We start from the raw sequence: 19288 nt of genomic DNA on the forward strand, positions 1-19288 counted from the left end.
CCGTTACGAGCGAAAGGCCGAGCACTTCCTGGCCTTCGTCGGCATCGCCGCAGCCCTCATCAGCTACCGCAGGCTCACCAACTGAAACGACGTCTAAGCGGACGCCTCCTGCCACGCTGTGCGCATGACCGAGACGACCCCCTACGACGTCGACCGTGCCCGATTTTCCCGTCAAGCGCTGGCACGCTTGGTGCTCTGCGACCACGCAGTGGACGTCGCTGACAGCGCGCGTGGTCTGGTCGCCACCCGCCACGATCCAGACACAGGCCCCGGGGGCCGGGTGAGTCAAGGGCTCCGCCTCATTGAACTCGCTGAACGCGCGTTGGTCTCGGCTGTGATCTATGAGCGCGAGCGGGGCACCTCTTGGGCGGATATCGCCCGATACCTGGGAGTCGATGCTTCGGAAGCTGAGGCGCGTTTCGCCGCAGATCTCACCCTCTGGGATACGGCGTTCGAGATCCCTTACCGACTCGATGACACGGGCCGTAAACGCGTACCCCAGCTACCCACGGCGGCCTATGACCCTGCCTGGGCCTGCACTCAGCTCGACCGCTGGGCCTACCTCCAGCGGCTGGGTATCGACGACGAGCGTGCGGTGAGCTCCGGTCTCGTCATGGCCGCGCCGGAGGAAGAGGGATGCCCAGGAGCGGAAGAAGGCTGAACGTGTCACCTCAGCCTTGTCGCGACAGCGTGGGGTGGCTGACACCAGTGGCTGACACCAACAAGCGCGAACAGCAGCGGTCGACGCCGGACCCCCGTGGACGATCGGCCGAGGCTCAGGCCCGGTTGGTCGACGTCGACGGTCCCCTGTGATCGACCTGATGAGGACGAGGCCGGATAGCAAAGCGTCGGAACCACGCGGAGGAGTCGGCCCCGACGACCGATGCGCGACGCTCGCCGACTGGCCTTCCAAACTAGCTACACGGGTTCGATTCCCGTTGCCCGCTCTGTACGGCCCTGGGGCCCGGTTCCGCGGAACCGGGCCCCAGGCGTTTTCACACCGCCGTCGCGGCCGGGGAGGGTGCCCGTGGCCCTGCCGGTCCGCGGGACCGGGGGCGGTCGGCCGGCAGGGCGCGCGTCGCCGGGCGGTCACCGTGGGTGAGCAACGCGGTCGGACCGGCGACGGCGGCCGGTGCAGGCGTTCGTCGGAGGTGGGCCGGGACCGGTCAGAAGCTGATGGAGTTGATCGTTTCCGCTATCGAGTTCAGGAACCGGTTGATGGACGGAGCCATCCCGGTCGAGGCCAGGAAGAAGCCGAAGAGCACCGCGACGATGGCGGGCCCGGCCTTGATGTTCCCCCCTCGGATCAGCACCACAAGGATGATCGCCAACAGCAGCACCACAGACAGTGAAATGGCCACAACTGATCCCGCCCTCGGTCGGTCCGCTCTCCCGGAACCATCGTGCCACCAACCGGCCCGCCCTATGCGGCGCGTGACGCAACGTCGGCCGCGGCGTGACCAAGTCCGGTGGACCGCACAGTAATTCGGGGACGCATCCGCACGAGGATCCACCGGGTATCCACCGGGGATCCACAAGGAATTGCACGCCATCGTTTCCCTGTCCACACATTCCGTGCGCAGGTAATTCGAATTGTTGGCACAGAGACGACCTTATGCACCAATTAGTCGGGATGAATCGGTACATCATGGGTGCGCGGCGTCCCCACGCGGTCCATTGATGTGCTCACCATCACGCGAACAGGCACGTCAACTTCGGTGAATCGGGGGTAGTCGCAACCCGATAACCAGGAAAGACGCAGGGGGTTTTACGAAATCCCGCAGCCGACGCTAGGGTGCCTGAGATGTTCGAAGCCGCCTCGTCCCCCGGCCAGCACCGAAGGCCACTCCCCCCGGCACAGTCGCCGGCGGACGGAATGCCCAGTCCGCGTACCCCCATCGGTGCGCGGCAGTCGACGCAGCAGCCGAAGCAGGCGGACAGACCGGGCAAACAGCGCGACGCGTTCTTCGACAACGCCAAGTACCTGGCGATCGTGCTCGTCGCCATGGGGCATGCCTGGGAGCCCCTGAAGGACGACAGCCGGATTCTCGAGGGCCTGTACACGGTCGTGTACACCTTCCACATGCCGGCGTTCATCATCGTCTCCGGCTTCTTCTCGCGCAGTTTCGACATGCGCCCCGACCGGCTGAAACGCCTGATCACCGGCGTCGCCGTGCCGTACATCGTGTTCGAGACCGCCTACCCGCTCTTCAAGCGGTTCGTCGACCACGCCCCCGAGCAGGAGATCAGCCTCCTCGATCCCTGGTACCTGACCTGGTTCCTGTGCGCCCTGTTCATCTGGCGGCTGACCACGCCCGTCTGGAAGCTGGTCCGCTGGCCGCTCCCGCTCTCGCTCGGCATCGCCATGCTGGCCTCCGTCACCCCGAACATCGGCGACGACCTGGACCTGCAGCGCGTCCTGCAGTTCCTGCCCTACTTCGTGCTCGGCCTGTGCATGAAGCCCGAGCACTTCCGGCTGGTGCGCCGCCGCTGGGCGCGGATCGCCGCGGTGCCGGTCTTCGCGGCGGCGCTGGCCTTCGGCTGGTGGGCGGTGCCCCGTATGAACACCGCCTGGTTCTACCACCGGGACTCGGCGCAGGAGCTGGGCGCGCCGTGGTGGTGCGGCCCGGTCATGGTGGTCGCGATGTTCGGCTGCTCGCTGCTGCTGACCGCCTGCTTCTTCGCCTGGGTGCCGGGCCGGAAGATGTGGTTCACCGCGCTGGGCGCGGGCACGCTGTACGGCTACCTGCTGCACGGATTCCTCGTCAAGTTCGGTGACTACCGGGGCTGGTTCGACCACGCCGTCCTGCACCGCCCGCCCGGCGAGATCCTGGTCACCGTCCTCGCGGCCGCCGCCGTCACGCTCCTGTGCACCGGCCCCGTACAGCGGGTGTTCCGCTTCGCCATGGAGCCCAAGATGACCTGGGCGTTCCGGCAGGACGCCACCGAACTGGCCCGCGAGCGCCGGCAGAAGGAACACGAACGCGAGAAGGTCGGCGCCTAGCCTTCGTCAGCGCCTGGCCTCGTCATTCCCCAGACCGAGAAGCGCGCGCATCCGCGCGTACTTCTCGGTCAGCCGTTTCCGGGTGGCCTCGTCCAGCACGGCCAGCCGGTCCGGGTCCGCGTTGTGGGCGAGGTCGGCCTCCTTCACCAGCAGCGCGCCGGGCGTGTCGAGAACGCGCCGCGCGTACGCCTCAGACCCCTCCCCGGCCCGCTTGGTGACCGCCAGCACGATGTCCTTCGTACGACGGCTCAGCGCGGCCCCCGCCAGCCACTCCTCGGAGAGCGCGTCGTCCTCGACCGCGTCGTGCAGCCAGCCCGCCGCGATCTGCGCCGGGTCGCCGCCGCGGGCCCGCACTCCCTCCGCGACGGCCCGCAGGTGCTCGGCGTACGGCCGCCCCGCCTTGTCCGTCTGCCCCGCGTGGGCGGCACACGCGAGTGCCTCGACCTCGGCCAGGGTGAGCGGTGTTCGCGTCTCGGTCACTCCTCCAGTGTCTCCCGGCGCGGCGCGGCCCGGGCCGGAATACCGCGAGCGCCTTTCTGCACGTGTCAGCGGGCCAGTTGGGCGGACGGGCCCTCGCGGCAGATCAGCAGCAGCGCCCTGTCGTCGTTGACGTCCTTCGCCACGGCCTCGATCAGATGCCAGGCGGCTCCGTGGAAGCCGCCGGCCACGTAGCGGTCGGCCTCGCCGGTGAGGCGGTCGATGCCCTCGACGATGTCCCGGTCGGAGGTCTCCACCAGACCGTCCGTGAACAGCATCAGCACGTCCCCCGGCCGGAGTGAGCCCTTCACCGGGTCGAACTGGGCGCCGTCGTACACACCGAGCAGCGGACCCTCGGCGGCCTTCTCCTCCCACCGCCCGCTGCCGGCGCTGAGCTGCAGCCCCGGCGGATGGCCCGCCGAGTACAGCTCGTAGTCCCCGGAGTCGAGGTCGAGCACGAGGTGGATCGAGGTCGCGAAGCCCTCGTCCCAGTCCTGTCGCAGCAGATAACCGTTCGCCGCGGGAAGGAAGGCATGCGGCGGCAGCGAACCCAGCAGCCCCCCGAACGCCCCCGACAGCAGCAGCGCACGCGACCCCGCGTCCATGCCCTTGCCGGACACGTCCGTGAGCACGACCTCCAGCGTCCGCCCGCCGTTCGTACGGGCCGCGACCACGAAGTCACCCGAGAAGGACTGCCCGCCCGCGGGCCGCAGCGCCATCTCCCGGTGCCACCCCTGCGGCAGCTTCGGCAGCTTGCTCTGCACCCGGATCCGCTCACGCAGGTCGAACAGCATCGTCCCGCCGCGCCGCCACGGCACACCCACCCGGCTGCGGAACTGCGCCGTGAGCAGCCCGAAGAACCCGCACGCGGCGACCACCAGCACCACCCCCGGCGTCACCCGGGACGGCCCCTCCGTGTACGGCCCCAGCCGCACCGACTCCACGATCAGCGCCGTGGCCGCCGCCGCGTACAGCCCGAGCAGGCTCGCCGGGCGCAGCAGCAGACCCCCCACCACGATCGGCAGCACCAGCGTGGCCGGCGAACACCACACCGAGTTGGCGAGGGTCACCGCCGCGAGCACCGGGATGGTCAGCAGCAGCCCGGCCAGCGCGATCCAGTCCGAGCCGTCCCCGCGGAAGTAGTCCACCGCGCTTCTGCGCAGGCCGACGCGAGCCCGGTGCCACTGCATCTTCCACCGTGCCGTGAAGGTCTCGGCCTTCGCGCGCCGCTCTCGTCCTGCTGCCATTAGTCCGGGACCCTATCCATCGGACCAGCCGCTTGGCACGGGAGGTCCCACTTGTCCCCCGTCCGAGGTTGAACTTCACAGTCAACTTCACAGAACGCCGTCGCGCTGCCACCCGGCGGAAATTCGCTCGCTCGTCCCGCAATGCCCTGGTACGCATGGTCCATGGGGACTGACCTGGCGACGGACGGCCGCACGACCGAGCTGCGCGTGCTGCGGCGGGACGAACTGGACACCTGGTACGACCACCTGCTCCGCGCCTTCGGTGGGGTCGCAGAGGCGGCCGAGGAGCGTGAGTTGTGGCGCTCGCTCATCGAGACGGACCGTTCCGTCGGCGCCTGGGACGGTGACGAGCTGGTCGGCACGGCCGGGGCCTTCGCGTTCCGGGTGACCGTGCCGGGTGGCGCCCTCGTGCCCGCCGCGGGCGTCACCATGGTCAGTGTGGCCGCCACGCACCGGCGGCGCGGGGTGCTCACGTCGATGATGCGGCGGCAGCTGGACGACGTACGGTCCTGGGGCTGGCCGCTGGCGGTGCTGACGGCGTCCGAACCGGCCATCTACGGGCGGTTCGGGTACGGCGCGGCGACGTACCACGTCAACGCATGGATCGACACCACCCGGGTACGGCTGTCGGTGCCGCCCGGCACGGACGACGTACGGCTGCGGTACGCGGCTCCGGCCGACGCCCTCGACGCGTGCGAGGCACTGTACGCGCGGCAGCTGCCGCTGCGGCCGGGGATGGTGGCGCGGCTGCCCGGGTGGGAGCGGCTCGGGCTGCTCGACCCGGAGAGCGAGCGGGGCGGCGCGTCACCGCTGCAGTGCGTGGTCGCCGAACGGGAGGGCGAGGTCGCGGGGTTCGCCCGCTTCCGGGTGAAGCCGGACTGGGAGCCGGCCGGGCCGAAGGGGACCGTGGTCCTGGAGGACATGGGGGCGCTGGACCCGGCGGCGCACGCCGCGGTGTGGCGGTTCCTGTTCGGCATCGACCTGACCTCGGCGATCGATGTGCGACGGCGGCCGGTGGACGAGGCGTGGCAGTACCTGGTGTCGGACGTCCGGCGGTGCGAGCTGCTGGTGCGGGACTCGCTGCACGTACGGCTGGTGGACGTGGGCGCGGCGCTTCGGGCGCGGACCTACCAGGCGCCGGTGGACGTCGTGTTCGAGGTCGAGGATACCTTCTGCCCCTGGAACTCCGGGCGCTGGCGGCTGACCGGGGACGCGAAGGGGGCGTCGTGCGGGCGTACCGAGGATGCGGCCGATCTGGGCCTGTCGGTACGGGAGTTGGGGGCGGCGTACCTCGGGGGCGTCTCGCTGGCCACGCTGGCGGCGGCCGGACGGGTACGGGAGCTGCGGCCGGGCGCGCTGGCGGAGGCGTCGCCGGCCTTCGGCTCGCCGCTGGCGCCCTGGCTGCCGCACGGGTTCTAGGGCTCAGTTCTTCTGGCAGGTCGGGCACCAGAAGAGGTTGCGGGCTGCGAGGCCGGCGGTGTGGATCTCGGTGGCGCAGATGTGGCAGGGCAGGGTGGCCCTGCGGTACACGTACACCTCGCCGCCGTGGTCGTCCACGCGGGGTGGGCGGTCCATCGCCTCCGGGGTGTGTTCGGGGCGGACGGTGTCGATGCGGTTGTTGCGGACGCCCTCGTGCATGAGCTCGACGAGGTCGGTCCAGATCGCGTCCCACTCGGCGGGGGTGATGTCCCTGCCCGCGCGGTACGGGTCGATGCGGTGCCGGAAGAGGACCTCGGCGCGGTAGACGTTGCCGACGCCCGCGATGACCTTCTGGTCCATGAGGAGGGCGGCGATCGTCGTACGGCTGCGGGAGATTCGCCGGTACGCGGTTTTCGGGTCGGCGTCCGTGCGGAGGGGGTCGGGGCCGAGGCGGGCGTGGACGGCCTGCTTCTCCTCGTCCGTGATCAGGGCGCAGGTGGTCGGGCCGCGGAGGTCGACGTACGAGGTGGCGTTGGCGAGGCGGAGGCGGACGGTGTCGGTGGGTGGGGGTGCGGGGGCGTCGCCGAAGGTGACCTTGCCGAAGAGGCCGAGGTGGATGTGGACCCAGTCGGCGTCGCGGAAGCGGAGGAAGAGGTGCTTGCCGTGGGCTTCGGTGTGGGTGAGCTCGGCGCCGGTGAGCAGTTCGGCGGCGTCGGAGAACTTGCCCTGGGGGCTGGTGACGCGGGGGGTGGTGGCGGAGAAGCGGGCGGCGTAGTCGTGCGCCAGCCGGTGAATCGTGTGCCCCTCTGGCATGGTCCGTCCCTTTCCCCGGGGCTCCGCCCCAGACCCCGCCAGGAGCTCCGCCCCTGGACCCCGGCGGGGACTGCGTCCCCTGCACCCCTCACGTGACTCCGCCCCCGCACCCCGACGGGGCTTTACCCCCTGATCAGGCCGAAGCGGGGCCGGGGGCGGGTCAGCCCTGCTGAGGGTGGTGGGCCGGGATGGGCGGCAGGTCGCCTGTCGTCTCGTAGGCCGACAGCATGTCGATGCGGCGGATGTGGCGCTCGTCGCCGGAGAAGGGGGTGCCCAGGAAGGTCTCGACGAACTTGGTCGCCTCCTCCTGGGTGTGCATGCGCGCGCCCACCGCCACGACGTTGGCGTTGTTGTGCTGGCGGCCGAGGGAGGCCGTCTCCTCGCTCCAGGCGAGGGCCGCACGGACGCCCTTGACCTTGTTCGCGGCGATCTGCTCGCCGTTGCCGGAGCCGCCGATCACGATGCCGAGGGAGTCGGGGTCCGCAGCCGTGCGCTCCGCGGCGCGCAGGCAGAAGGGCGGGTAGTCGTCCTGGGCGTCGTAGATGTGGGGGCCGCAGTCGACGGGGTCGTGACCCGCCGCCTTGAGCCATTCGACGAGGTGGTTCTTGAGTTCGAAGCCCGCATGGTCGGAGCCGAGATACACGCGCATGGGTCGAGTGTGACATGGCGGTTTCGGGGCGGCAGCCTCGGGTGCCGGGAGGGAAAGGCGTGAGCAGCACCATAGAACCTCAGGAGAACCTCAAGTAACAATCTGGATTCAAAGGTTCCCCAACTCCTCCGCCTCGGATTCACTGGTTCGGCTCGTACAAGGCCGCACAACGGCGTCCCCCCGTGTACGGGAAACCGCTCCAAAGGCGCAAAGGAAATCCGTCCATGACCCCTGGTTCCGGACTTCAGGCAGGACTCAAGAACCGGCATCTGTCGATGATCGCCATCGGCGGTGTGATCGGTGCCGGACTGTTCGTCGGCTCCAGCACCGGTATCGCCACCGCAGGCCCCGGCATCCTCCTCTCCTACGCCCTCGTCGGCACGCTCGTGGTGCTGGTGATGCGGATGCTGGGTGAGATGTCCGCCGCCAATCCCACCTCCGGCTCCTTCTCCGCGCACGCCGACCGCGCGCTCGGCCGCTGGGCCGGGTTCTCCATCGGCTGGCTGTACTGGTTCTTCTGGGTGGTGGTGCTGGCCGTCGAGGCCACCGCCGGCGCAAAGATCCTCGAGGGCTGGATGCCCACCGTCCCCCAGTGGGGCTGGGCCCTGATCGTGATGATCGTGCTCACCGCCACCAACCTGGTCTCCGTCGGCTCCTACGGCGAGTTCGAGTTCTGGTTCGCCGGGATCAAGGTCGTGGCGATCGCCGCGTTCATCGTCGTCGGCGGGCTCGCCGTCTTCGGCGTGCTGCCCGGCGTGCACAGCGACAAGGCCGGCCTCGGCAACCTCACCGGCCACGGCGGCTTCCTGCCCCACGGGCCCGGCGCCATCCTCACCGGCGTACTGCTCGTCGTCTTCTCCTTCATGGGCAGCGAGATCGCGACACTGGCGGCCGGTGAGTCGGAGGACCCGCAGAAGGCGGTCACCAAGTCCACCAACAGCATCATCTGGCGGATCGGCGTCTTCTACCTCGGCTCGATCCTCGTGGTCGTCTCCCTGCTGCCGTGGAACGACCCCTCCATCAAGAAGCAGGGCTCGTACGTCGCCGCCCTCGACTCCCTCGGCATCGCGCACGCCGGTCAGATCATGAACGTCATCGTGCTGACCTCGGTGCTGTCCTGTCTCAACTCCGGCCTCTACACCGCCTCCCGCATGGCCTTCTCGCTCGGCGAGCGCGGTGACGCGCCGAAGGCGTTCGCCCGGACGACCTCGCGCGGTGTGCCGGTGGCGGCGATCGTCGCCTCCGTCGTGTTCGGCTTCGTCGCCGTCTTCTTCAACTACAAGTTCCCGGACACGATCTTCAACTTCCTGGTCAACTCCAGTGGAGCGGTCGCCCTGTTCGTCTGGCTGGTCATCTGCTTCTCGCAGCTGCGCATGCGGAAGATCATCCAGGCCGAGGCGCCGGAGAAGCTGGTCGTGAAGATGTGGCTGTACCCGTACCTGACCTGGGCCACGGCGGGGCTGATCGTGTTCGTCCTCGGCTACATGCTGACCGACACGGCGGGCCCGAACAGCGGCCGGACGACCGTACTGCTGTCGCTGCTGGTCGCGGCGGTCGTGGTCGTGGTCGCCGTGGTGAAGGAGAAGGTGGCCGCGGATCGGCGGCCTGTGGCCGCCGTGGAGACGGAGACCGACAAGGTGTCCGTCTGAGGCACCCGGCACGCGGGCACGCGGGCACGTTCTGAAGGGGAGGGAGGCCCGCGGGCTTCCCTCCCCTCGTACGTCCGCGTTCACAACGCCGTGAAGCTGTCCTTGACCTTGCCGTACGTCTTCAGTGCCTGGGGCCCGATCTCCAGCTGGAACCAGGTGTTGACCTGGTACGACTTCCCGTTCGCGTCGAAGCCGAGCAGCAGGGCGTGCCAGGCGACCCCCTTGAGCGTGAAGGTGTACTCCCAGACCACCGCCGGGTAGCCGCGGAAGGCCGTCTCCTCCAGGCGGATCTCGGCGTAGTCCCGGCCCCGGCGTGCGTCCCGCTCCGAGGCGCGCCAGGTGTCCATCAGGTCGCCGTGGGCCAGGGAGGACTTGGCGACCAGTTCCTGGCGGCCGTCGGGGGAGGTGTAGTGCACCTCGGCGCCGGTCTTCACGTCCCGCCGCCAGCCGTCCGGCGTCCGCCAGGCGAACCCGCCGGCCTCCCGGTGCGCGCCCGGCGGGAGGCTCCGCGGTCTGGCGGTGCCCTCGACGGTGGGCGACGGGCTCGTACGGGGCGTGGGCGGTGCGGAGGCGGAGGTGCCGGCGGGCGCGGACCCGGCCTGTGTGCCGCCGCCGCCCGGCCCGCCGACCGACGTGGCGAGCAGAACCGCCGCCACCGCGGCGACGGCGACCACGCCGAGGGCGGCGAGCACCGCGGTACGGCGGTGGCCGGGGGCCGGGGCGGACGGTTCGCCGGGGGGCGGGCCGGCGGGGTGGTTGCGGCGCGGGTCCGGTGGGCCCGGGTTCGGCCGGCGCCGGGTGACGGCCTCGGCGCGGACGAGGGAGACACCGGGCCGGGCCGGGGCGCCGGGCCCCCGCCCCGCCGGGCGCAGCTCCACCGCTGCGCCCTTTCGCCCTTGGTCCACCTCGCCGACGGGGGTGACGGCCGACGGTACGTCGCTGCGGGCGGTCTCGGGCCCGGAGGCGAGTTCCCGCTCCGGGTCTGCCACCCGGGGATCCCGGGTCGCCCGCACCCGAAACGCCTCCGCGAACGCCGGTGTGGGCCGCTCCCTCGGGGGCCGGGCGAAGACAGGGGTCTCTCCCGGAGTTTCCGGACCCGGCACCGGATTCGCCGACGCCTCGGACCCGCCCGCCAACTCTCCTCCCGGCGCCTCCGCCCCCGGCTCGGGCTCCAGCCTCCTGGCCCCGGACTCCGCTTCGGCCCCGGCCGCCGAAGAGTCACCCGCGCCGTCCCCGACCGCTCCTCCCCCGCCATCCGCGGCCGGGCCCGCTCCCCCGTCCCCTGTCTCACCGCTCTCCGGCACGCCCTCCGGCACCCGAAGTGCCGGCGTAGGTGCCGGATACGCCACCGGGCGCAGGGCTGTCTCCACCTCCGTCAGGTCCGGCCTGGTCGACGGTTCCTTTTCCAGGAGGGCGGCCAGGAGGTCCCGTAACGGGCCTGCGGCGGGCGGCAGTCCGGGCTCCTCGTAGAGGACGGCGTGGAGGGTGGCGAGGGTGGTGTCGCGGTGGAAGGGGGAGCGGCCGGCCAGGGCCGCGCACAGGGTCGCGCCCAGGGACCAGACGTCGGACGGCGGCCCCTGGTGGCGGCCGGAGATGCGCTCGGGCGCCATGTAGTCGGGGGAGCCGACGAGCATGCCCACCATGGTGAGCGCCTTGGCGTCCTGGATGGCGGCGATGCCGAAGTCCGTCAGGACGACTCGGCTGCCACCGTTCTCGACCAGCACGTTGCCCGGTTTGATGTCCCGGTGCAGTACACCTCCCGCGTGCACCTGGCGCAGCGCCGCCACCAGCCCCAGCCCGATCCGTGCCGTCTCGCGCGGGCCGAGCGGACCCTCCGCCCCCGTGATCTGTTCCAGCGAGCGTCCGGCGACCAGTTCCATGACGATCCACAGGCGTTCGCCCTCGTCGACGACGTCGTAGACGCGTACGACGTTGGGATGGTCGATCCGGGCCGTGGCCCGCGCCTCCCGAAGTGTGCGTTCGCGCCGCGTACCCGTGTCCTCCGCGTCGAGCCCGTCGATCCGCATTTCCTTGACCGCGACCTGCCGGTCGAGTATTTCGTCGGCGGCCCGCCACACCCGCCCCATTCCCCCCTGGCCGATACTTTCGACCAGTCGATAACGCCCCGCCACCATCAACCCAGGAGCCCCACCGCGCCCTGCATTTCCCGTACTTCCCATATTCCCCGGCAATCCGCCGCACCCCCCTCAACGACCGCCCCAGCCGAAACACAATGGTCACACTTCGCGCCGTACCAGCATAGTGCGGAGAAATCTTGTGGTACCTCTTCAAGTACTGCGAATTCAGGCGCAGTCCAGGGGGTTGCAAGGGGGACGAACATGAGTTCTCGTCGGATGGCGGCCATCACGGGATCGCTGCTCACGGCATCTTTCTCGGCGGTGATGATCCTGCCGTGCACGGCCGTCGCGGACGACCAGGGACCGGCAAGCAGCAAGGGGGGAAAGGCCGTTGACGAGGCGCCGGCGGGTGTGGAGCTGAGCACCACGCTGCCGTCGCGGATCACGGTCGACAACAGCTCGCAAAAGACGGCGATTACCGCCACGGTGAAGAACGACGGAAGCAAGGACAGCGGCGGCATCAGGCTTTTGGTGGTCGGTTTCGACGGCCTGAAGGTCATCAATGTCCAGGGCTGCTCGGCGATCGCGGAAAAGGACCTGCCGGAAGGTTCGAACAGCGGTTTCAGCTGCCCGGTCGGCTCGCTCGCCGCCGGCAGGTCGAAGTCGTACGCGGTCGACGCCACCTACGACCTGAGCAAGGCCGGCAAAATCTGCCTGCCCGTGCAGACCACCGACGGGAAGAAGACCTTCTGGCAGCAGGGACCGGTGCCGTTCGGGACGACCAACCCGTCCCCGAACGCCCCGGCCACCCCGCTGCTGCTCGGCACCGACAACAAGCCGGTGGGCCCGGCCGGCGACCAACTGCCCAAGACCGGTGCGGACCGTGACGTGACTCCGCTCGGCGCCGCCGGTGCCGCGCTGATCGCGGCCGGCTGCGCCGGACTGTGGTGGGCGCGGCGGCGACAGGAGGGCTGAACCGGGCCGGGGACAGGACGGCCGCATTACTTGACGCGTCACTTGACGGAAGCTGTCAGGTAATGCGGCCATCCTGTGTGTCATGACCTTCCTGGACCACACCGACAGCAACGAGATCACCGAGAACACCGCGGATCTGCCCGTCCTCCGCCCCGCCGACCCCGGCTACGACGAGGAACTGTCCGGTTTCCAGACCGGGTCCGTCCAGCGGCCCGCCGCGATCGTGGCCGCCCGCTCGGCCGACGACGTGATCGCCGCCGTGCGGTACGCCGCGGCCGAGGGCCTGCCGGTCGGTGTCCGGGCCACCGGGCACGGGCTGCCCGGCGCGTCGGAGGGCGGGGTGCTCGTCACGACCCGGCGCATGGACCGGGTGACCGACGATCCCGACGCCCGCACCGTCCGCGTCCAGGCGGGCGTGCGGTGGGGGCAGGTGGTCGCGGCGGCCGGGCCGTACGGGCTGGAGAAGAGGCTCGCCGGGCTGAAGGCGCAGTACGACCCGGCGAACCTCTTCCGCGGGAACTACGAGATCACCGCTTGACGAGCTTCCAGGCGGCGGGCAGCAGGCCCATCGCCAGGGCCGCCTTCAGGGCGTCGCCGATCAGGAACGGGGTGAGGCCGAGCGCGATCGCCCGGGACGCCGAGAGGCCGGCCGCGTAGGCCAGGTAGGGCACGCCGACGGCGTAGATGACGGCCTCGCCCAGGATCATCGTGCCCGCCATGCGCCACACACCGCGGTCGGCGCCGCGGCGGGCCAGCGCGCCGACGACGGCGGAGGCGAGCAGCATGCCGAGGATGTAACCGAAGGACACGGCGCCGGAGCCGGAGGTGCCGTTCGCGAACCACGGCACCCCGGCGACGCCCGCGAGCGCGTACAGGGCGAGGGAGAGGAAGCCGCGGCGCGCGCCGAGCGCGGTGCCGACCAGCAGGGCGGCGAAGGTCTGGCCGGTCACCGGGACGGGGGAGCCGGGCACCGGGACGGAGAGCTGGGCCGCGAGACCGGTGAGCGCGGCGCCGCCCAGCACGAGCGCGGCGTCGCGGACGCGCGACGCGGGCAGGAGGTCGGCGAGGACTTCACCGGGGCGGGCTGTGGCGGTGGCGGTGCTCATGGGGTCTCCGCGAGAGATGTGGCAGGTGGGAACACCGTGACGCTATACCGGCGGCGTCGAGACGATCACCGTCGGCGCTCGACAAAGGGGGGAACGAGCTCTTGGTGGGCTCCTGACAAAGAGGGGAGGTGGTAGCGGGTGCGGCGTGATACCGATCACTGAGGCAGGGGTGCACACGGGCCGTAGGCGGACTGTGGGATCTCACCAAATGAACCCTAGTGGTCTGGTCGGATTCACCCTTCCTGCCCTACCCTTCGAGCCATGGTTGCCCAAGCCCGGTACTTCACGTCGCGTCGCTATGTCGACCTGCGACGCCAGGGCACGGCCACCTGTCGCCGCCCGGTCTGAGGCGGGCGGACCGGTTTCGGCACGCCTCAACCCACGAGTCGTGTCGGCCCGTTCCCGAGGACGGTTTTCCCATGCCCCGTACCGCGGCACCCACCCTTGTCTCCCCCCTGCCCCGCATACCCCGCATACCCCGCGCCGCCGACAGCGACCGGCGGCGGACCAGCGCCAGCGTCGTGCTGCGGTCCGTGCTGGAGCACGGGCCGGTCGCCCGCAGCACCATCGCCCGGCTGACCGGGCTGTCCCCGGCGTCGGTGACCGACTACTGCGCCCGTTTCGCCGAACTCGGGATCATCCGGGAGGCCGCCGCGCCCCGGCGGTCGAACGGGGTGGGACGGCCCCACGTGCCCGTCGACCTGGACGACTCGCGGTTCGTGGTCGGCGGGGTGCACGTCGCCGTGCCGTACACCACCGTCGCGCTCCTGGATCTGCGCGGGCGGGTGCTGGCCCGGCGCGAGGTGAAGCACGAACGCACCGAACCGGGCTGGGTGCTGGCGCGGGCCGCCGACGGTCTCGCCACGCTGCTCGCCGGGGCCCCGGGCACCCGGCCGCTCGGGATCGGGACGGCGGCCGGGGGCTGGGTGGACCGGGACTCGGGGACCATCGTCGAGCACGCGCTGCTGGGCTGGCGGGACGTGGCGGTGCGGGAGGTGCTCGGCGCGCACACGGAGCTGCCCGTCCATGTCGACGGGCACGCGCGGGCGTTGGTCAACGGGGAGCGGCTGTTCGGGCGGGCGCGGGGCAGCGGGAGCGTGCTGCATCTGTTCGTCGGCAACGTGGTCGACGCGGCCTTCGCCACCCATGACGAGGTGCACTACGGGCCGCGCTCACAGGCGGGCGCGATCGCCCATCTGCCGGTGCCGGGCGGCACGGAGCCCTGCGACTGCGGGCGCACCGGCTGCCTTCAGGCCGAGCTGAGCGAGCGGACGCTGTGCCGGCGGGCCCGGGAGGCCGGGATCGTCGACGGGACGAACCCGATGCACGTGGTCGGCGCGGCGGCCGCCGGGGACGCGGTGGCGGCGCGGCTGCTGGTGGAGCGGGCGCGGATGATCGGGCGGGCGGCGCGGCTGCTGCTGGACATGCTCAATCCGGAGACAGTGGTGGTGACCGAGGTGGGTGTCATTCACCGCGAGGACTGCCTGACCGCGTTGCGGGAGGCGGTCGGGGCGGACCGTTCCGGGGACGTCTTCCCGACGAGTTTTCCGGACTCCGTGCTGGCCGTGGCGGGTGGTTCGGTGGTCCTCGACGTGCTGTACCGGGATCCGCTGGCTGCCTCACCTGAGACTATTTAATTCAGAAACTCTGAATGTTGACAGATGTCGCTCACGCAAAGGAACATCCTGGTCATGACCTGTCGCACCCTTTGTTGCTGACGTGTTGACGCGCCCGGAGCGCGTATCTCATCCTGCGTGAATCCCCCCTTACCGGCATTACGTCGCCGGTCCGTCGAGTGGAATTCCGCCTGCTTTCCCGCCGTTTTCACTTCTGCACTCAGGGAGTTCTCCCATGTCTGCTCCGCCCTTTTCCGGTATTGACCGGCGTCTCTTTCTCACCTCCCTGCTCGGTGCCACCGCCGCGGTGGCCGGCCTGAGCGGCTGCGCGGGCAGCAGCGCCGCGGCCGACACCGAGGGCGCCTCGACCGCCCCGCTCGCCGACAAGGTCCCGTCCGGCACCAGCCTGAAGATCGCCTCCTACCAGGACGTGCAGCAGCTGGAGTTCAAGCTGGCGAAGCTGCCCGAGCTGCCCTTCACGGTGTCGAGCTGGGTGAACATCGGGGCCGGGCCGGACGTCATCAACGCCTTCCGCGCCAAGTCCCTGGACCTCGCCAACAACGCGGGCATCCCGCCGATCCAGGCCCACTACCAGGGCTTCGACGCCAAGATCGTGGCGATCAACATCACCCGCAAGCCCAACTACCTCTTCGCCACCAAGCCCGGCAGTGACATCCGCACGGTCGAGGACTTCAGGGGCAAGAAGCTCGCCTTCTCGCAGGGACAGGCCCAGGGCGTCGTGCTGCTGCGGGCGTTGAAGAAGGCGGGGCTGAAGTACGACGACGTGAAGCTGGTCCCGCTGACCAGCAACCAGTTCCTCACCGCCCTGCAGTCCGGCCAGGTGGACGTGGCCCCGCTCGCCAACAGCCAGTCACCGGCCTACCTGAAGCAGTACGGGTCCAAGGGTGCTCACACCATCGCCACCGACGTCGTCGACCTGCTCAACCTGCTGTGGGCGCCGCAGTCCGTGCTGAACGACCCCGCGAAGGCCGCCGCGATCGCCGCGTACATCCCGCAGTGGGCGCAGGGCCAGGTGTGGCAGTACGAGCACCCCGACGTCTGGAACGAGGAGTTCTACGTCAAGACGCAGAACCTGACCCTCGCCCAGGCGAGGTCGATCAGCGCGCTCGCCAACAAGCCGCTCTTCCCACCCCGTTGGGACGAGGCGATCAAGTGGGAGCAGGAGACCGCCGACCTGCTCGCCGAGGGCGGCTTCGTGAAGAAGTTCGACGTGTCCTCGCTCTTCGACCACCGCTTCGAGGGCATCGCGGCCAAGTCCGTAGCGGCGGAGTACCGGAGGTGACGGCCGTGACCACCACGGTGAGCACGACAGCGGTCGTCGCCGCCGGGGAGGAGGAGCGCCGGGTCCGCCGGCGCCGCCGCCTCTCCCCCGGCCGGCGGCTCCCCGCCGCCCGGCTGATCGGCCCCGCCCTCTTCGTCGCCCTCTGGGCGATCGCCTCCGCCGCCGGAACCCTGGACACCGGCGCCATCCCGGCTCCCTGGACCGTCCTGAAGACCACCGGCCACCTGTGGACCGACGGCACGCTGCCCACCGACGTCCTCACCTCGCTCGAGCGGGCCGCGTACGGCTTCGCGATCGGCCTGACCGCCGGAGTCGTCCTCGCGCTCGCGTCGGGACTCAGCCGGACCGGCGAGGCGCTGATCGACGGGACCGTGCAGCTCAACCGGGCGATCCCGACCCTCGGTCTGATCCCGCTGTTCATCCTCTGGCTGGGCATCGGCGAGACCTTCAAGATCGCCATCATCGCGATCGTCGTCTACATCCCGATCTACCTCAACACACACGCCGCACTGTCCGGCATCGACAGCCGCTTCGTCGAACTCGCCGAGGTCCAGGGCCTGTCGAGGTTCCGGTTCATCCGGCAGGTCGTCATCCCCGGCGCGCTGCCCGGCTTCTTCGTGGGGCTCCGGCTGGGCGTGACCGGATCCTGGCTGGGCCTGGTGGTCCTGGAGCAGATCAACGCCACCAGTGGCCTCGGCTACATGATGTTCCAGGCCCAGAACTACGGCCAGACCGACGTCATCCTCGTCGGCCTGCTGATCTACGGCGTCTTCGGCCTGGTCTCCGACAGCGTGGTCCGTCTCATCGAACGGAGGGTGCTGTCGTGGCGACGCACACTGAGCAGCTGACCCGGCCGGCCGTCCGACTCCGGAACCTGACCCGGTCGTTCGAGTCACGCACCGTCCTCGACGGCATCGACCTCGATCTGCCCGCCGGACAGTTCACCGCCCTGCTCGGGCACAGCGGGTCCGGCAAGAGCACCCTGCTGCGGGCCGTCGCGGGCCTCGACCACGGCGTCGCGGGCAGCGGGCAGCTCATCGCGCCCGAACGGGTCTCCGTCGTCTTCCAGGACTCGCGGCTGCTGCCCTGGCGCCGGGTGCTGGACAACGTCCTGCTGGGACTGGACGGCAAGGACGCCGCCGAACGCGGCCGGGCCGCCCTGGCGGAGGTGGGCCTGGGGGGCCGCGAGCGGGCCTGGCCGGGCGAGCTGTCCGGCGGCGAGGCCCAGCGCGCCGCCCTGGCCCGCTCCCTCGTGCGCGAACCCGAACTCCTGCTGGCCGACGAGCCGTTCGGTGCCCTCGACGCGCTGACCCGGATCCGGATGCACCACCTGCTCAGGCAATTGTGGGAGCGCCACCGCCCCTCGGTACTGCTCGTCACCCACGACGTGGACGAGGCGATCGTGCTCGCCGACCGGGTGCTCGTCCTCGACCAGGGCCGCATCGGACTCGACCTGACCATCGACCGCCCCCACCCGCGCTCCTACCGGGAGCCGGTACTCGGCGAATACCGAGAGCGCCTCCTCGCCGCCCTCGGCGTCACGGAGGACCACGCATGACCCGCCGGCTCCACCTGAACGCGTTCCTGATGAACACCGGCCACCACGAGGCGTCCTGGCGGCTCCCGGAGAGCGACCCGTACGCCCACGTGGAGCTGGGCCACTACGTCGGCCTGGCCCGGACCGCCGAACGCGGCACCTTCGACTCCCTGTTCCTCGCCGACGGCCCGCAGCTGTGGGGCAACCTCGCCCAGCGCCCGGCCGGCGCCCTGGAACCGCTCACCCTGCTCACCGCGCTGGCGACGGCCACCGAGCACATCGGCCTGATCGCCACCGCGTCCACCTCCTACAACTCCCCCTACAACCTCGCCCGCAAGTTCGCCTCGCTGGACATCATCAGCGGCGGCCGGGCGGGCTGGAACATCGTCACCACCGCGGGCGCCGAGGCCGCACGGAACTTCGGGCTCGCCGAAGAGCCCGCGCACGCCGAGCGCTACGCCCGGGCCGCCGAGTTCCTCGACGTCGCCCTGAAGCTCTGGGACAGCTGGGAGGACGACGCGATCGTCGCCGACAAGGCGGCCGGCGTCTGGGGCGACGACGCCAAGATCCACCCGGCCCGGCACAAGGGGACGTACTTCAGCGTCGAGGGCGCCCTCAACGTGCCCCGCTCCCCGCAGGGTTACCCGCTCCTGGTCCAGGCGGGCTCCTCCGAGGACGGCAAGAGCTTCGCGGCCCGGTACGCGGAGGCGGTGTTCACCGCCCAGCAGACCATCGAGGACGCCCAGGGCTTCTACGCCGACCTCAAGTCCCGTACCGCGCAAGCAGGAAGGGATCCCGAGCACATCAAGGTGCTGCCCGGCATCGTCCCCGTGCTCGGCTCCACGGAGGCCGAGGCGCGGGCGGGCGAGCAGGTCCTGGAGGACCACATCGTCCCCGAGCACGGCCGCGCCCGGCTGGAGAACCTGCTGCACCTGGAGCCCGGCACCCTCGACCTGGACCGGCACCTGCCGGACGACCTGCCGCCCGAGTCCGCCATCGAGGGCGCCAAGAGCCGCTACACGCTCGTCGTCGAGCTGGCCCGGCGCGAGCGGCTCACCGTGCGGCAGCTGATCGGCCGGCTCGGCGGCGGGCGCGGGCACCTCACCTTCGCCGGGACGCCCGAGCAGGTCGCCGACCAGATCGAGCGGTGGTTCACGCGGGGCGCCGCCGACGGCTTCAACATCATGCCCGCCGTCCTGCCCTCCGGCCTGGAGGCGTTCGTCGAGCACGTCGTACCGATCCTGCGCGCCAGAGGCCTGCTGCGCACCGAGTACGGCCCCCGCCAGACCCTGCGGGAGAGGTACGGCCTCCCCCGCCCCGCCAACCAATACCTCACCCCCGCCCTCGTCTGAAAGGGCCCCGGGCCCTCCGATCTTACGCATGACCAGAGCAACCACCCTTGAAAGGCAGGACAC

Annotated in this window: 17 protein-coding genes and 2 pseudogenes; 12 read left to right on the forward strand and 7 right to left on the reverse strand. The window is 70.7% G+C overall.

Annotated features, from left to right (window positions below; translation table 11 throughout):
- Both ACIBBH_RS25595 and ACIBBH_RS25600 read left to right on the forward strand, forming a co-directional pair.
- Window positions 1-85, forward strand: a pseudogene (locus tag ACIBBH_RS25595) (IS5/IS1182 family transposase); the annotation flags it as partial.
- A 39-nt stretch (window positions 86-124) separates the two neighbouring features.
- Window positions 125-661, forward strand: coding sequence for a hypothetical protein (locus ACIBBH_RS25600; protein WP_399408336.1), 537 nt, complete (start codon window positions 125-127; stop codon window positions 659-661).
- A gap of 505 nt (window positions 662-1166) precedes the next feature.
- On the opposite strand, the gene ACIBBH_RS25605 is transcribed toward ACIBBH_RS25600, so the two are convergent.
- Window positions 1167-1361 carry a hypothetical protein gene (locus tag ACIBBH_RS25605; RefSeq protein ID WP_133921152.1) on the reverse strand — a complete coding sequence of 65 codons (195 nt, stop codon included), beginning with the start codon at window positions 1359-1361 and terminating at the stop codon, window positions 1167-1169.
- 515 nt (window positions 1362-1876) lie between these two features.
- Between ACIBBH_RS25605 and ACIBBH_RS25610 the strand changes: the two genes are divergently transcribed.
- The gene (locus ACIBBH_RS25610) at window positions 1877-3004 is read left to right on the forward strand and encodes an acyltransferase family protein (RefSeq protein ID WP_399408338.1); all 1128 of its coding nucleotides are present in this window, start codon (window positions 1877-1879) and stop codon (window positions 3002-3004) included.
- Between the two features lie 6 nt (window positions 3005-3010).
- On the opposite strand, the gene ACIBBH_RS25615 is transcribed toward ACIBBH_RS25610, so the two are convergent.
- Together ACIBBH_RS25615 and ACIBBH_RS25620 are read right to left on the reverse strand one after the other, a co-directional pair.
- The gene (locus ACIBBH_RS25615) at window positions 3011-3484 is read right to left on the reverse strand and encodes an HD domain-containing protein (RefSeq protein ID WP_399408340.1); all 474 of its coding nucleotides are present in this window, start codon (window positions 3482-3484) and stop codon (window positions 3011-3013) included.
- 65 nt (window positions 3485-3549) lie between these two features.
- Window positions 3550-4728, reverse strand: coding sequence for a PP2C family protein-serine/threonine phosphatase (locus ACIBBH_RS25620; RefSeq protein WP_399408342.1), 1179 nt, complete (start codon window positions 4726-4728; stop codon window positions 3550-3552).
- A 162-nt stretch (window positions 4729-4890) separates the two neighbouring features.
- Between ACIBBH_RS25620 and ACIBBH_RS25625 the strand changes: the two genes are divergently transcribed.
- A complete protein-coding gene (locus tag ACIBBH_RS25625; RefSeq protein WP_399408343.1) occupies window positions 4891-6147 on the forward strand; it encodes a GNAT family N-acetyltransferase in 1257 nt (418 codons plus the stop codon).
- Between the two features lie 3 nt (window positions 6148-6150).
- Here ACIBBH_RS25625 and ACIBBH_RS25630 read toward each other — a convergent pair whose 3' ends face one another.
- Complete coding sequence (locus tag ACIBBH_RS25630; RefSeq protein WP_399408345.1) at window positions 6151-6960, reverse strand: Fpg/Nei family DNA glycosylase; 810 nt, start codon at window positions 6958-6960, stop codon at window positions 6151-6153.
- Window positions 6961-7120: 160 nt separating this feature from the next.
- Window positions 7121-7609 (reverse strand): ribose-5-phosphate isomerase, encoded by a 489-nt coding sequence (locus tag ACIBBH_RS25635; protein ID WP_399408346.1) that lies wholly within the window; start codon window positions 7607-7609, stop codon window positions 7121-7123.
- A gap of 224 nt (window positions 7610-7833) precedes the next feature.
- Between ACIBBH_RS25635 and ACIBBH_RS25640 the strand changes: the two genes are divergently transcribed.
- Complete coding sequence (locus ACIBBH_RS25640) at window positions 7834-9258, forward strand: amino acid permease (protein WP_399408348.1); 1425 nt, start codon at window positions 7834-7836, stop codon at window positions 9256-9258.
- 80 nt (window positions 9259-9338) lie between these two features.
- On the opposite strand, the gene ACIBBH_RS25645 is transcribed toward ACIBBH_RS25640, so the two are convergent.
- Complete coding sequence (locus ACIBBH_RS25645) at window positions 9339-11345, reverse strand: protein kinase (RefSeq protein ID WP_399408349.1); 2007 nt, start codon at window positions 11343-11345, stop codon at window positions 9339-9341.
- 252 nt (window positions 11346-11597) lie between these two features.
- Here ACIBBH_RS25645 and ACIBBH_RS25650 point away from each other — a divergent pair, with 252 nt between their 5' ends.
- Window positions 11598-12311, forward strand: coding sequence for an LPXTG cell wall anchor domain-containing protein (locus ACIBBH_RS25650; RefSeq protein ID WP_399408351.1), 714 nt, complete (start codon window positions 11598-11600; stop codon window positions 12309-12311).
- 82 nt (window positions 12312-12393) lie between these two features.
- A pseudogene (locus tag ACIBBH_RS25655) lies at window positions 12394-12771 on the forward strand (FAD-binding oxidoreductase); the annotation flags it as partial.
- A 67-nt stretch (window positions 12772-12838) separates the two neighbouring features.
- Here ACIBBH_RS25655 and ACIBBH_RS25660 read toward each other — a convergent pair.
- A complete protein-coding gene (locus ACIBBH_RS25660) occupies window positions 12839-13417 on the reverse strand; it encodes a biotin transporter BioY (RefSeq protein WP_399408352.1) in 579 nt (192 codons plus the stop codon).
- A gap of 419 nt (window positions 13418-13836) precedes the next feature.
- Between ACIBBH_RS25660 and ACIBBH_RS25665 the strand changes: the two genes are divergently transcribed.
- The 5 genes from ACIBBH_RS25665 (at window position 13837) to ACIBBH_RS25685 (ending at window position 19225) form a co-directional block, all read left to right on the forward strand.
- On the forward strand, window positions 13837-15054 hold the full coding sequence (locus ACIBBH_RS25665; protein ID WP_399408354.1) for an ROK family protein: 1218 nt from the start codon (window positions 13837-13839) through the stop codon (window positions 15052-15054).
- A 214-nt stretch (window positions 15055-15268) separates the two neighbouring features.
- Window positions 15269-16336, forward strand: a complete 1068-nt coding sequence (locus tag ACIBBH_RS25670; RefSeq protein ID WP_399408356.1) for an ABC transporter substrate-binding protein — start codon at window positions 15269-15271, stop codon at window positions 16334-16336.
- On the forward strand, window positions 16333-17184 hold the full coding sequence (locus tag ACIBBH_RS25675) for an ABC transporter permease (RefSeq protein ID WP_399408358.1): 852 nt from the start codon (window positions 16333-16335) through the stop codon (window positions 17182-17184). The genes ACIBBH_RS25670 and ACIBBH_RS25675 overlap by 4 nt, the downstream gene beginning before the upstream one ends.
- Window positions 17160-17894 carry an ABC transporter ATP-binding protein gene (locus tag ACIBBH_RS25680; RefSeq protein WP_399408360.1) on the forward strand — a complete coding sequence of 245 codons (735 nt, stop codon included), beginning with the start codon at window positions 17160-17162 and terminating at the stop codon, window positions 17892-17894. The genes ACIBBH_RS25675 and ACIBBH_RS25680 overlap by 25 nt, the downstream gene beginning before the upstream one ends.
- Window positions 17891-19225: an LLM class flavin-dependent oxidoreductase gene (locus tag ACIBBH_RS25685; protein ID WP_399408362.1), complete on the forward strand. Its 1335-nt coding sequence runs from the start codon at window positions 17891-17893 to the stop codon at window positions 19223-19225. Before ACIBBH_RS25680 ends, ACIBBH_RS25685 begins: the two co-directional genes overlap by 4 nt.
- The last annotated feature ends 63 nt before the right edge of the window (window positions 19226-19288 follow it).

Source organism: Streptomyces sp. NPDC051636, from assembly GCF_044453765.1.
In the GTDB taxonomy this organism is placed as follows: Bacteria; Actinomycetota; Actinomycetes; order Streptomycetales; family Streptomycetaceae; genus Streptomyces.